Raw genomic sequence first — 13,498 nt, forward strand, 5'->3', positions numbered from 1 at the left:
GCCGCGGCCCGAAGATTGTTGCTCGGAGTCGGTTTTTCTCGGAGTCCGTTTTTTCCTCAGCCCCGGAACGCCTGCTGGAAGAACATCACCAGGAACGGCACGAGCGACACGGCGATCGCGATCGTGCTCACCCAGCGTGCGCCGGACGGCCGCGAGCGCATCACCGAGATCAGCGCCACGAACAGGCCGATCGCGGCCAGGAGGAGCGGCACCCACGCATCCACGCCGATCACGAGCAGCACGATGCCCACGACCCCGGCGGCGAGCGAGATCACGGCGGTCGGGTCGACGCCTCCGCGGGGGCGCTGCAGCGTCTGCGGGCGCTGGGTCGGGTCGTCGATGGCCTCGGTCATGATCTCTCCTCGTGGTGATGGCGGGCGACGAGCTCGACGGCGGCCGTCCGGCCCTCCGGTGTGAACTCGTAGACCCGCCGGCGGTGCAGCTGCGTGGTGACGTTCTCCTCCCAGACCGAGTCGATCCAGCCCTGCCGCTCGAGTCGTTCGAGGATGGGGTAGATCGTGCCCGAGGGCCGGCCGGAGCGCTTCATCACGTCGAGCCCGAAGACGGGCCCGGAGCTCTCGAGCATCGTCGAGAGCACGTCGACGGTGGGGGCGGTCACCCGCTTCAGCGGTTGCATACCCCCACCGTACCCAGACCACCGGGATCGGGCGGATTCCTGGACGCCGGGCTCCGGAATCCCTAGCCTCAGAACAGAGCCGGAGAGCGAGGTGGTCACGGTGAGGAAGCCGAGCGAGACCAACGTCATCGAGTACGACGAGGCGGGCACGGCGGAGGTGCTGACCGCCAGGACGCGGCCGTTGCCCGCGGCCGGCCCGGGCGAGGTCACCGTCGAGGTGATCTGCGCGGGGATCAGCCACATCGACGGCTTCATCCGCAGCGGGCGGGAGGCCACGTGGGAGGCCGAGCCCTTCCCCCGTCGCTCCGGCAGCGACTTCGCGGGGATCGTCGTCGACTCCTCCGACCCGCGGTTCGCGCGCGGCTCGGACGTCGTCGGGCATGTGCGGTCGGGGGCGCAGGCCTCGTACCTGACCGTCCCGGCAGCGGCGCTGGTCAAGAAGCCCAAGTCCGTCAGCTGGGAGACGGCCGGCGGTGCCTACCTCGCCGGAGTCACCGCGCTCGACACCCTGGACGACCTCCGGATCGGCGCCGGCGACACCGTCGTCATCTCGGCGGCGGCGGGCGGTGTGGGCAGCATCGAGGCCCAGCTCGCCTGCCACCGGGGCGCGACGGTGATCGGCACCTGCGGCGAGCGCAACTTCGACTACCTCCGGCAGCTCAAGATCATCCCGGTCAAGTACGGCGAGGGCATCGCCGACCGCATCCGGGCGGCGGCGCCGGGCGGGGTCACGGCCTTCATCGACAACTTCGGGCAGGACGGCCACGAGCTCGCCCGCGCGCTCGGCGTCCCCGAGTCGCGCTACCGCTCGAGCGAAGACCGCCGGGAGGTCGAGCTGCGGCTGCTCCAGGACGACTCCGAGTCGGTCGCGCACGGCACGAAGCAGCTCGAGATGCTGATGGAGCTCGCGGCGGCGCAGGCGTTCCACCTGCTCATCTCCGGCTACTACCCGTTCGACGACGTCGGGCTCGCCTACGCCGACCTCGAGCGGCTGCACTCCCGGGGCAAGGTCGTGCTCGGCACGCATCCGGTGTCGACGTACCGGTTCCTGAAGGCCAGGGACGTGCACGACCAGCGCAGCTGAACGCCGAAGCGGGCCCGGCAGATCGCCGGGCCCGCTCAGGTGGGGCCGCTCAGGTGGGGCCGCTCAGGTGGGGCCGCTCAGGTCGGGTCGCTCGGCGAGCAGCCCCGAGGGTGATCAGGCCTGGCCGATGCCGACCTCTTCGGGCGCGACGTCGGCGCCGGGCGCCGAGGGGTCGAGCGCGGCGGCGACGCGGGCCGACAGGTCGGCGTCCACGTTCGCCCAGTACTGCAGCACGCGCTCGCGGAGCGACGGGATGGTCACCTTCGAGACGTGCCCGGCGATGTTCTGCACCAGACGGGCGCGGGCGGCGTCGTCCAGCACCTCGCGGACGAGGGTTCCGGCCTGGCCGAAGTCGTCGTCCTCTGGGTGCAGCGTCGCGGCGCTGCGGACGAGCTCGCCGTCGGACTCCCAGCCGGAGTCGACGCCGAGCCGCGCGGGGTCGGCGTGCGGGCCGCCGAACGAGTTCGGTGCGTAGACCGGAACCGACGGATCCTTGAAGCCGAAGCGCATCGCGCCGTCCTTCGAGTAGCTGTTCTCGGCCAGCGGGGCGTTGACCGGCAGCTGCGCGTGGTTGGTGCCGACGCGGTAGCGGTGCGCATCCGCGTAGCTGAAGATGCGCGCGAGCAGCATCTTGTCCGGCGACGCCGCGATCCCGGGCACGAAGTTCGAGGGGGCGAAGGTCGCCTGCTCGATCTGCGCGAAGTAGTTCTCCGGGTTGCGGTTCAGCGTCATGGTGCCGACCTCGATCAGCGGGTAGTCGCTGTGCGGCCAGACCTTGGTGAGGTCGAACGGGTTGAAGCGGTAGGTCGCGGCATCCGCGTAGGGCATGACCTGCACCGACAGCGTCCACGACGGGAAGTCGCCGCGCGAGATGGCGGACGACAGGTCGCGGATGTGGAAGTCGGCGTCCTCCCCGGCGATCTGGTCGGCGTCGGCCTGGGTGAGGATCTCGATGCCCTGGTCGGTCTTGAAGTGGTACTTGACCCAGAACTTCTCACCCGCGGCGTTGATCCACTGGTAGGTGTGCGAGCCGAAGCCGTCCATGTGACGCCAGGATGCGGGCAGGCCGCGGTCTCCCATCAGCCAGGTCACCTGGTGCGCCGACTCGGGCGAGAGGGTCCAGAAGTCCCACTGCATGTCGTGGTCGCGCAGGTGCGTGCCCGGCAGGCGCTTCTGCGACCGGATGAAGTCGGGGAACTTGATGCCGTCGCGGATGAAGAAGACGGGGGTGTTGTTGCCCACGAGGTCGTAATTGCCCTCGTCGGTGTAGAACTTTAGCGCGAAGCCGCGCGGGTCGCGCCAGGTGTCGGGCGAGCCCTGCTCGCCGGCGACGGTGGAGAACCGGGCGAGCATGTCGACCGAGGCGCCGGGCTGGAAGAGCGAGGCGCGCGTGAAGGCGCTGACGTCGCCGGTGGTGCGGAAGGTGCCGAACGCGCCGCCGCCCTTCGCGTGCACGACGCGCTCCGGAACCCGCTCGCGGTTGAACTGCGCGAGCTTCTCGACCAGGTAGTGGTCGTGCAACACGACGGGGCCGTCGGCTCCGACGCTCTGCGAGTGGTCGTCGCTTCCGACGGGAGCGCCGGAGTTGGTGGTCGTGAAGTTCTGATCGGTCATGTTCTCCTGGTTTCGTTGGTGTTCTCAGGCAGACGATCGAGCGGTCTGACACTCGGGGCACAGGCCCCAGAAGGTCACCTCGGCCGTCGAGATCTCGAAGCCGCCGGTCGACGAGGGTGCCAGGCACGGCGCTTCACCGTGCACGCAGTCGACGTCGGCCACCGCGCCGCACCGCGTGCAGACCACGTGGTGGTGGTTGTCGCCGATCCGCCGTTCGTAGCGGGCGGGAGACCCCGCGGGCTCGATCCGGCGGAGGATCCCGGCATCCGTCAGCGCGTTCAGCACCGCGTAGGTGGCCTGGAGCGAGAAGCCCGGGAACTCCTCGCGCACCCGGCGGTGCACCTCGTCGGTGTCGGAGTGCGGATGCTCGTCGAGCGCCCGCAGAGCGGCGAGCCGCTGGCCCGTCACGCGCAGACCGGCATCCCGGAGGCGCGCGTTCAGCTCGATCGTCATGAAACGACCGTAGCCGGTAATCATGAACAGTTCATGATTACCGGCTACGTCGCGCGTGTCGTGCGCTACCCGTGTGGGTGAACGGCCGGGGTCAGCCGCAGGAGCGCAGGCTCGCCACCTCGGGCGACAGCGTCTCCGCGCCGCCGAGGAGGGTGACCTCCGTCGCACCCAGGCCGACGATCTGGTCGATCGTGGCCTGCGGGACGCAGGTGCCCGGGACCGTGAACAGCGGCGCACCCAGTCGGGCGGCGAGCGCCGAACCGGCCAGAGCATCCGGGAACGTGAGGCCCGTGGCGAGCAGCACGTCGTCGGAGGCGGTGAAGAAGTGCGCGTTGATCAGTCGCGACGTGTCGTACCGGTCGGTACCGCCCAGTCGCGTGGTCGTGGCGATCGTCTGCGCGTCGGCGAGGATGCCCGGGGTGACCGAGGCCTCTCCACCGACGATGACGATCTCCTTGACGTTCAGATCCTTCAGCGCCTGGCTCGTGGCGGCGTCGAGGTTCGACGCGGTGCCGTCCACCAGGATGACCGGGCCGTCGGCCCCGATGCCCGCACCGGCGGAGAGGGCGTCGGCGAAGTTCGCCCCGGCCGCCAGCACTGCCGTGTCGGCACCGGCCGTGAACACCGTCGAGGCGACCTTGCGGGACGTCTCGTACCGGTCGGCACCCTGGATGCGGGTGACGGTCGCGGTCGCAGCCAGCGTGGTCTCCACTCCGGCCGACACGGTCCCGGTGCCGCCGACGATCACGATGTTCGTCGGGTTGAGGCGCTTGAGCTCCTCCTGCACCGCAGCCGGCAGCTCGCCGCCCTGCGTCAGCAGGATCGGAGCGTCGGCCTTCGCCGCGGCAGGCGTGGCCGACAGCGCGTCGGGGAACACCTCGCCGGAGACGATGTAGACGGTGCTCGACCCGTCGGGCCAGCCCTTCTGCGAGGTCTCGACCGAGCTGGAGTAGCGGTCCTCACCCGACACGCGGTCGGTCGGGATGATCGGCAGCGTCTCGTCGACGGTCACCGCGACGCGGACGACCGTGCCGCTCGGCTTCGCCGTGAGCACCAGCACGCTCGACGCGGGGGCGTCGGCCGGGACCTTCAGCGACACCGTCGCCGCGCCGTTCGTGACCGCGACCGGAGCGAAGGTCGCCGTCGATCCCGTCCACGAGACCTCGAGCGAGGTGTTCTTCGGGCTGCCCAGCGAGGTGAGGTCGAGCTTCGCGACGTCGAACGTGACCGTCGAGCCCGGCGCCACCGCGGCGGTCGGCGCGTTCTTGACCTCGGCCGACCGGCGGGCGAAGTCCGGGGTGAGGCCCGGGTTCGTCTGCAGGTACGCGATCCACGCGTCCCGGTCGATCAGACCGGAGTCACGCAGATTCGTGCCCTTGGCCAGCTCGCGGAAGTTGTCTCCGCCCGAGGTCAGGAAGTTGAACGTCCCGATCCGGTAGCTGGCGGCCGGGTCGATCGGCTGACCGTCGATCCAGATGCCGGTGACGTGGTTACCCTGCGTGGCGGCCGAGTCGTAGGTGTACTCGACGTTCTCGGACAGGCCGAGCTTCAGGAATGCCCGCGACGGCACGGTGCCGTCGAGGTTCGTCTGCCACTGCTGCTCGAGCACCGTCTTGAACTGGGCGCCCGTGAGGCTCGTCGTCCACAGGTTGTTGGCGAACGGGAGCACCGCGTTGGCCTCGGCGTAGGTGACCGTGCCGTCCGGCGCGTAGGTCAGCTCGGCGCGGAGACCGCCCGGGTTGACCACACCGATCTGGGCGCCGCCGCGGTCGGCCGGGCTCAGCGAGGTCACGAGCGAGTCGGCGACCAGGTTGCCGAGCGTCGACTCCGAACCCCGGTCGTCGCGGGTGCCGCCGACGTAGACGTCGTTCGAGTAGCTGCCGCCGGTGAAGGCGGTCGTGATGTCGGCCTTGACGGAGCCGACCGGCTGGCGGCCGATCACGTCGGCGGCGGCGATCGCCGCATCCGTGATCCGCTTGACCTCGGCCACGCGGGGGTAGGTCGACACGAGGGTCGCGTCGGCCGTCGTCACGCGGGGCACGTTGCGGGCCGTGTAGCTCTCGACCTCGCCGGTGGCGGCGTCGACGGTGAGCTTCACGTTGCCGATGTTCTCGCCGTACGAGCCGGTCTGCAGAACGGGGCGGGTCTTGCCGGCCTCACCGGGGATCGGTGCGTCCCACGCGTACTGCTTGTGGGTGTGGCCGGTGAAGATCGCGTCGACGGATGCGGCGGTCTTCGTCACGATGTCGGCGAACGCACCGCCGGCGGCGATCTCCTGGTCGAGCGTCACACCGTCGGGGGTGCCGAAGCCGGCGCCCTCGTGGTAGCTGGCGATCAGCACGTCGGCCTCGCCGTTGGACTCGTCACCGTCGGAGAGCTGTGCCGCCACGCGGTTGACCGCGGCGACCGGGTCGCCGAAGTCGAGACCGGCGATCCCCGAGGGGGTCACGAGCGTCGGGGTCTCCTGGGTGACGGCGCCGATGACGCCGATCCGCACACCGTCGACGACCTGGATCGAGTACTCGTCCAGGGCCGGGGTGGTCGTGCCCTTGAGGTAGACGTTCGCGCCGAGGTAGTCCCACTTCGCGTTGCGCGCCGTGTCCGGCCCGATGATGCGGTCGGTCAGGTCGGAGTAGCCCTGGTCGAACTCGTGGTTGCCCACGGCGCTCGCCTTGAGGTCGAGCGCGTTCAGCACGTCGATCGTGGGCTGGTCCTTCGCCGAGGAGGAGGCGAAGAGCGAGGCCCCGAGGTTGTCACCGACCGAGAGGAACAGCGAGTTCTCCTCGCCGCCCTCCGCACGGATCTGCTCGATGGTGCCGGCGAACTTCACCGTGTTGGAGTCGATGCGACCGTGGAAGTCGTTGATGTCGATCAGGTTGAGGTCGACGGTCGACGGGGCCGCGGCGATGTCGTAGCCGACGATCACCGGGTCGTGGTCGCTCGAGCGGTAGAACGACTCGTCGTAGAAGTTCGTCGCGTTGTAGTTGAAGCGGCTGTACTCCTTCGCGATCGACTGGCCCGAGTTGATGTTCCAGATGTCGACGCCGGCGATCTTCGCCTCGGCCGAGGGCGACGCGAAGATGTGGTCGAGCGATCCGCTCGTCCCGGAGAACGAGTAGCTGTACTTGCCGGTCTTCGAGCCCTGGTCGACGTAGCCCGCGTCGGTGATGACGACGGCCGGGTCTTCCTTCGTGTAGGCGTTGAAGTCGCCGATCAGGAAGACGTCGCTCGTGCCGAGCTGCGTCTGCAGCGAGCTCGAGAACGTCACCAGCGCCTTGGCCTGCGCCACACGCGAGGCGTTCGAGGCGCCCTGGCCGTCGCCGGTGTCGGCGTCGGCCCCGGTTCCGGAGCCCTTCGACTTGAAGTGGTTGACGATCGCGATGAACGAGGATCCGTCGGTCGAGCCGGCGGCCTTGAACTGCTGCGCGAGCGGCTGGCGGGCGTTCGAGAACGCCGGGTCGATCAGCACGTGCGAGGAGCCGACCGGCTCCACGGCGGCCTTCTTGTAGATGAAGGCGGTGCGGATGACGTCCTGGCTCGACAGCGGCGGCAGCTGGTCGGCGGCGGGCGAGGGCACGAAGGCCCAGACGTCGCTGCCGGCCGCGGCGTTCAGCGCGGTCACGAGGGTGCTGAGGGCGCTGTCGCGGTCCTTGCCGAACTTGGCCGAGTTCTCGATCTCCTCGAGCGAGACGACCTCGGCGCCGAGCCCGTTGATGGCGGCGACGATCTTGGCCTGCTGGCGCGCGAGGTTCGCGGCGTTCGCGGCACCGCGGGCGTCGCATCCGGTGTTCACCGTGACGTTGTTGCCCGCGCGGTCGGTGTAGAACGAGCAGCCGGTGAGCTGGTCACCGGTGGTGGTGAAGTAGTTCAGCACGTTGAAGCCGGCGAGCTGGATGTCTCCGCCCACCTCGGCCGGAGCCGCATCCTGCACGTCGCTGAAGGTCGCCGGGGCGGTGCCGCCGACCGTGTAGGGCTGGGTCGGCTGGAACTTCCAGGCGCTGTTGCGGTAGTCGAGGATCACCGGGTTCGGGATCGTCGCGGCGGAGCCGACGGTGATGTCGGGGTTCTCCGTCAGGTACGGCAGCGGGATGTCCTTGTTCGCCGTGGCGCCGAGGAAGTTGATGCTCGCACCGTCGTCGAGCGTGACGGCCTTGGCCGCGTTCGCGGCGACGGCAGCGGTGTACTCGGCGGTACCGGGGCGGGCGATCTCGGTCGGGGTCAGCAGCGGCGAGTCCCCGGCGGCGAGGCCGATCTCGGCGTACTGGTTCGTCGAGTAGGTGTTGGTGACCGTGTAGGCGCCCTGGGGAGCGACGAGCATGCTCTCGACGGTCTCGCGGGCGGCGTCACCGAGCGGCAGCGTGATCGGCAGCGGGGTGACGGGGAGCGCGGCCGTGTCGAGCTTTTCTAGGCCCGCGGCCGAGGTGACGTTGAACTCGGTCAGGCCCTGGAACTCGCTGATCGTGCCGGTGACGCGCACCAGGTCGCCGATCGCGACGGATCCCGCGGTGCTCGCCGAGTAGACGAAGATCGCGTCCGAGGCGGTGCGGCCGTCGACGGTTCCGCCGCCGGTGCCCTGCGTCTGGATCGTGTAGCCGTTGAAGCCGCCGGTCGCGTAGACCGCGGTGACGACACCGGTGGTCTGCACGGTGGGCGCCGCGGTCGTGGCGTAGGGCGAGGAGTCGCCGGTGCCCTGCAGCTCGGCGATGGTGTGCACCTCGGCCGCCGGAGGATCGGTCGGGTCGGTCGGATCGGTCGGGCCGGTCTCGCCGGTGCCCGACTGCGGGGTGACGGTGGTGGTGGTGCTGAAGTCGGCCGAGTTGCTGTCCGTGTCGCCGAAGCTCGTGCGCACGAGGGAGTTCGGAACGCCGTTGGCGCCCTCGACCGGCTCGACGGCGGTCTCGAAGGTGTTGGAGGTGCCGTAGCCGACCAGGTCGACGATGTCGGCGGCGCCGGCGGCGTTGCCGACCGGCGGCGTCAGGGCCGTCGTCGTGTCGGCGAGGAAGACCGTTCCGGTGGTGCCGGAGGGGTTCAGCTTCGAGCCCAGGTCGATGTCCGGGGTCGGCAGAGCGGCGCCCGCGGCGGTCGCGCCGCCGTTGCCGTCGATCTGGATCAGGTAGTAGTCGCCCGCTCCGATGGAGCCGGAGAGCGCTCCGACGCCGTTGGCCGCGCCGGTTCCGCCCGAGGAGCGGTACTGCAGCGACCAGCCGTCGAGCGAGACGCTGGCAGAACCGGGGTTGTACAGCTCCACGAACTTCTTGTTGAAGAAGGCGTTGGCGCTGCCCCCCTTCGTGTACACCTCGTTGATCACGACGCCGGTTCCGTCGACGCTGGCGGATGCGGATGCGGCGACGCCGACGATGGGTGCTGCGAAGAGCGCCCCTCCGACGACCGTCGCGAGAATCGCTTTCAGCGACCTCGTGGCTTTTTGGGACATGTCACTCCTAGAACGAACGGCACACACGGATTCGGCCATGCTAGGAGGCGAAAGAGAATAAAGAAAGACTGGACATTTCCAGCAGGTTAATTCAGGATAACTGAATCATTGTCACCCTCTCGGGGGTCAAAACCCTAACGCATCTCCAAGCGGTCGGACAAGCCTCAGGGGGCCGTGTTCGGCCCCGCCGACGCCGTCCCGAAGGCCGCGTGCGCCACCGTCCCGCCGCTGAAGGGCACGAGACCCAGCCTCAGGGCGGTCACGAGGTACTGGGCGCTCGAGTCGCCGCTCGCCGGGATGAAGGTCGTCCCGGAGGGGGCGCCCGGCTGGTCCGGCTGCACGTTCACCGCGAGCGAGAGCACCTGCGGCAGGCGGTTGACGATCGTCCCGACCGCCGTCACGATCGGCGTCACCAGACCGGTGAGGGACGCCCCGAGGGTCGTGACCAGCCCGAGCACGGTCGTGGTGACCGCGTTGCCGAGCGGAGCCACGAGTCCCGTCGCGAGCCCGAGGATCGCGGTGGTCAACGAGGCCACCGTGTTGCCCACTCCGAGGATGCCGAGCAGGGTGCCGAGGAGGGTCCCGCTGACGAACTGGGGCGGGTCGACCGTGAAGGTCGCCGTACCGTCGACCAGCCCGCCGAGCGTCGAGTTGAGGTGCAGCCCGGTCGACACCAGCTGGATCCCCGCCACGTTGAGCCCCACCGCGAGGTTGACCGACACGGTCGCGGCCCGGATGGCATTCGTGATCGTCGTCGTCACCTGCGTCACGAAGGCGTCCAGCAGGGCGCCGACACGCGTGATGATCGGGTTGAGCACCGTGGAGTTCAGCACCAGCTGGGTGTTCGGCGGCAGGTCGTTCAGGCCGCCCGCACCGCCGAGGATGGCGGCGAGGTCGGCGTCGATCTTCCCGGTCGCGAGATCTACCGAGACGGTCCCGTCCGGGCTCGTCAGCTTCTGGGTCAGCAGGCTCGACACGGTCGTGGCGAGGTTGAGGTTCGACACCGTGACGTTGCCGGTGAGGTTGCCCACCGTCAGGCCGGGCACGAGCAGGTTGAGCTGCGCCCGGATGCGGTTCGAGAGCACGCCGTTCGACCCGGTCAGGCCGTCGAAGGCAGACTGGATGGCGGGCAGGCCCGCCGAGACGCCGCTCACGAGGTTGCCGACCAGCGGGCTGCTCAGCTGCACACCGAGGCCGGCGATCCCGTAGTCCCGGGTGACCCCGGTGACCGAGCCGTCACCCCAGAGCGAGGAGCGCAGCGCCGCGCACCAGTCCAGCGACGAGCTGGCGCCGACCGCACCCACCTGGGCCTGCGCATCCGCGATGCCCGTCACCGGGCCGAGCAGCGAGGTCAGTGAGACGGTCGCCGGCTGCGGCAGCTGGTCGTCCGGCGTCGACGCCGAGACCAGCACCCCGCCCGAGTCGTCGACCAGGCCCGAGGCGCCGGTCGAGTCGCCGTGACCGGACACCTGGGCGTACTGGTTCACCGCGCCGAGCGAGCCGACCGGGAGGCCGACCTGCAGACCGGTGAGGTTGAGCCCCGCGATGCCGCCGAGCAGCGAGATGTCGAGCGGGTTCGCGTAGGTCGCCGTCGGCGGGGTGGAGCCGAGGTTCTGGGCGTTCGAGGGGTCGACCGTCAGCGCGCCCGCACCGTCGCGGGTCAGCGTCATGCCGCGCAGGGCGGCCACGTTGTCGAGGTTCGTGCCGAGCAGCGAGCCGCTGAGGAAACGGCCGGATGCGGTGGTCGCGTAGCCCTCGTCGGTGCCGCAGTCGAAGGAGGAGGTGCCGACGGTGTCATGCACCCACTCGTCGTCGGGCCACGACGCCGTGGTCGCCGCGATCGAGGAGGGCACCAGCGCGACCGTGAGGACGGTCGCGGTCAGGAGGCCGATGGTGGTCGTGAGTCGTTGCATCTCAGTAGTCCTCGCCGCGTCGGATCGTTCGTCTGTGGAGGCGCCCCGCGACCATCGCGAGGCCGAGGAGCCCCGCCGTGAGGGCGCCGAAGGCGAGCATCGCCTGCAGCCCGCCGTCCAGACCCGTGTTCGCGAGGTTGCCCTTTCCGGGCGTCACGGGCGTGATCGGGCGGTCGTCGATGGCGGTGGCGGTGAGCCCCACGCCCATCGAGCCGGTCAGTCCCATCAGGCTGTCGTCGGCCATCGCCGCGGCCGAGTCCTCGACCGCGAGGGTGACGAGCAGGTGCTCGGGCGACCCCGCCGTCAGGGGCTGCAGGGTGAAGGTGGGGCTCGAGGTCGCGTAGTCGTCGGCCGGTGTGGCCACGGCGATCCGCGCGAAGCCCTCGCGGCAGGTGGGGGCGGTCTGGGGGTCGGTCCAGGCGACCGAGCAGCGGTCGACGGTCATCGTGATCCCGCGGGGATGCTCGGTGACCGCGCCGTCCTTCCGGAGCTCCAGGGTCAGGGTGGCGCGGGTCGCGTTCTCGAGCCGGGCGTCGACCTGCCAGTAGGCGGGGTCTCCCGGGCTGATGTCGAGGAATTCGGCAGGGTAGGGATCGGCCGCCAGCACCAGATGGCCGGGGGCGCCGGTCTCGGGGACGTCGACGAAGGCGGCCGTGGCCGCATCCGCCAGCACGAGCGAGCCGAAGGCCAGCGCGGCGACGGAGGCGAGGCCGATCAGCGCGGTCACGGCGCGAGAACGCCGCCGGACCGGTTCGGGATGGAGCATGTGATTCCCCTGTCGATGGTTCTGTGTCAGTGGCGCGGCCTGGCGCGCCGGTCGCGGCGGGTGGGCCGGTCGTGGCGGGTGGGCCAGAACGCCCAGGCCGCGATGGCGGCGACGGCGACGGTGATCCCGACCATCGCGATCGGGCTCTTCAGCCAGGCGACGACGGTGCCGGCGCCCGGGACCGCCACGAGCACCCGGCCGGCTTCGGCGACGACGTACTGCTGGCGATCGGGCCGTTCGTTGTCGTCGCCCTTGAGGGTCAGCGACCGCTGCTCGGCGACCCCGGCGACCTCGTCGATCGCCACGATCCGGTGGGTGACCGGGGTGCCACTCAGGGAGCGGGGTACGGTCACCACGTCCCCCACCCGCAGCTCCGAGGCCGGGACGGTCTGGATGACGGCGCCCGTCCCGGTCGGCATCGTGGGGGCCATCGACCCGGTGACGAAGACGATCACCGAGAGCGAGAAGATCCACGACACCAGGAGCCAGACCACCGCGAGGATGCCGAGCGTTCCCACGGTCGTCACGGTCGCGTCGCGGAGCGACGGTCGGTGCCGGACGGTCGTGGTCGTGCTCGTGCTCATCTGCTCCCCCGCGGTGGTCTGGAGATCCGGTCGGTGTCTTCGGTGCGGGCTAGTCGGCCTCGCCCTCGAAGTTCCAGGCCGGAGCCGCCGTCAGACCCATGTAGTCGTCCGCCGTGAAGCCGGTGGCGGGAACGAAGGGATCGGGCAGCGAGACCTCGAAGCAGTAGTACTGGATGCCGCCGGCCGCGGCCGCGAGGGCCTGGGTGGCCGTGCCGCCGGTCGTGCCGAGCGGGCCGTCGGCGATCACCGTCGGGGCACCGGGTGCGCCACTGAAGGCGGTCGCGTCGCAGACCGCGATGGGCGTGGCGCTCGTGGCCACCCGCACCTCGAGCGCGTCGAACAGCAGCTCGTCGGGGTCGGTGACCGCGATGCCCGCGGCCGGGACGGCCGGCTGCAGCTCGACCGTGCCGGCGAGCGACGTGGCCGTGGTGCGGAGCGACATCGCGGAGTAGACCGCGTCACCGGGCGAGATGTCGAGGGCGTCGAGCCCGAAGGTGATCTCGCCACCCGGGTTCGTGTCTTCGCTCACGAAGTCCGTGGGCACGTTGAACGGCGCGACCGTGTTCTGCTGCACCTCGAAGGTCGAGGTGCCGATGCCGGGTCCGCCGGCCCCGTCACCGCCGAACACCCACTCGGAGTCGGTCCAGGCCGCGAGCGTCGCGGTGGCGCCGATCCCCAGCACGGCGCCCGCCGCGGCGAGAGCGAAGACCTTGCGGCGGGTGCCGCCCTTGCCGCCGCTGTTCTTCTCCGTCGAAGCGTGAGATGTCATCTCGTTGTCCCCATTTCAGTCAGGTGCGGCCCCCGCTCATCCGGCGGACCGCGATCCGATCGGATCTGCTTCCGCACGCTAGGGGCGGCGAGAACCGGTGCACCATGGCCGACGACCCGACTCGGTGGTTGCTCCGTGGTGCCGACACCGAGAGCTGCGGGGATCCCGGTATCCGACACTGTTGTGAAGGGCTGATCTCGGTAGTGCGAAGGCCTGCGCTCGGCACAATTCGGTAGTAGGTAGA

General features: G+C 70.2%; 10 protein-coding genes. 1 reads left to right on the top strand and 9 read right to left on the bottom strand.

Features of this window, described 5'->3' with window-relative positions; translation table 11 throughout:
• Nucleotides 1–56: 56 nt before the first annotated feature.
• Together HSO01S_RS05805 and HSO01S_RS05810 are read right to left on the bottom strand one after the other, a co-directional pair.
• Nucleotides 57–353, bottom strand: coding sequence for a hypothetical protein (locus HSO01S_RS05805; protein ID WP_066039649.1), 297 nt, complete (start codon nucleotides 351–353; stop codon nucleotides 57–59).
• Nucleotides 350–637 (bottom strand): PadR family transcriptional regulator, encoded by a 288-nt coding sequence (locus tag HSO01S_RS05810; protein ID WP_066039650.1) that lies wholly within the window; start codon nucleotides 635–637, stop codon nucleotides 350–352. The genes HSO01S_RS05805 and HSO01S_RS05810 overlap by 4 nt, the downstream gene beginning before the upstream one ends.
• A gap of 100 nt (nucleotides 638–737) precedes the next feature.
• Here HSO01S_RS05810 and HSO01S_RS05815 point away from each other — a divergent pair, with 100 nt between their 5' ends.
• The gene (locus HSO01S_RS05815; RefSeq protein WP_245635908.1) at nucleotides 738–1,721 is read left to right on the top strand and encodes an NADP-dependent oxidoreductase; all 984 of its coding nucleotides are present in this window, start codon (nucleotides 738–740) and stop codon (nucleotides 1,719–1,721) included.
• A 114-nt stretch (nucleotides 1,722–1,835) separates the two neighbouring features.
• Here the strand turns inward: HSO01S_RS05815 and HSO01S_RS05820 are convergent, their stop codons facing one another.
• From HSO01S_RS05820 to HSO01S_RS05850, 7 genes are all read right to left on the bottom strand, one after another.
• On the bottom strand, nucleotides 1,836–3,335 hold the full coding sequence (locus HSO01S_RS05820) for a catalase (RefSeq protein ID WP_066039652.1): 1,500 nt from the start codon (nucleotides 3,333–3,335) through the stop codon (nucleotides 1,836–1,838).
• 24 nt (nucleotides 3,336–3,359) lie between these two features.
• A complete protein-coding gene (locus tag HSO01S_RS05825; protein ID WP_066039653.1) occupies nucleotides 3,360–3,788 on the bottom strand; it encodes a Fur family transcriptional regulator in 429 nt (142 codons plus the stop codon).
• 91 nt (nucleotides 3,789–3,879) lie between these two features.
• Nucleotides 3,880–9,222 carry an ExeM/NucH family extracellular endonuclease gene (locus HSO01S_RS05830; protein WP_066039654.1) on the bottom strand — a complete coding sequence of 1,781 codons (5,343 nt, stop codon included), beginning with the start codon at nucleotides 9,220–9,222 and terminating at the stop codon, nucleotides 3,880–3,882.
• Nucleotides 9,223–9,386: 164 nt separating this feature from the next.
• Nucleotides 9,387–11,135 (bottom strand): choice-of-anchor G family protein, encoded by a 1,749-nt coding sequence (locus tag HSO01S_RS05835; protein WP_066039655.1) that lies wholly within the window; start codon nucleotides 11,133–11,135, stop codon nucleotides 9,387–9,389.
• 1 nt (nucleotide 11,136) lies between these two features.
• Complete coding sequence (locus tag HSO01S_RS05840; RefSeq protein WP_157078940.1) at nucleotides 11,137–11,901, bottom strand: hypothetical protein; 765 nt, start codon at nucleotides 11,899–11,901, stop codon at nucleotides 11,137–11,139.
• Nucleotides 11,902–11,927: 26 nt separating this feature from the next.
• Nucleotides 11,928–12,485: a signal peptidase I gene (locus HSO01S_RS05845; RefSeq protein WP_066039657.1), complete on the bottom strand. Its 558-nt coding sequence runs from the start codon at nucleotides 12,483–12,485 to the stop codon at nucleotides 11,928–11,930.
• Between the two features lie 49 nt (nucleotides 12,486–12,534).
• The gene (locus tag HSO01S_RS05850) at nucleotides 12,535–13,254 is read right to left on the bottom strand and encodes a SipW-dependent-type signal peptide-containing protein (protein WP_066039658.1); all 720 of its coding nucleotides are present in this window, start codon (nucleotides 13,252–13,254) and stop codon (nucleotides 12,535–12,537) included.
• Nucleotides 13,255–13,498 lie beyond the last annotated feature (244 nt).

This window comes from Herbiconiux solani NBRC 106740, assembly GCF_001571005.1.
Lineage (GTDB): Bacteria > Actinomycetota > Actinomycetes > Actinomycetales > Microbacteriaceae > Herbiconiux > Herbiconiux solani.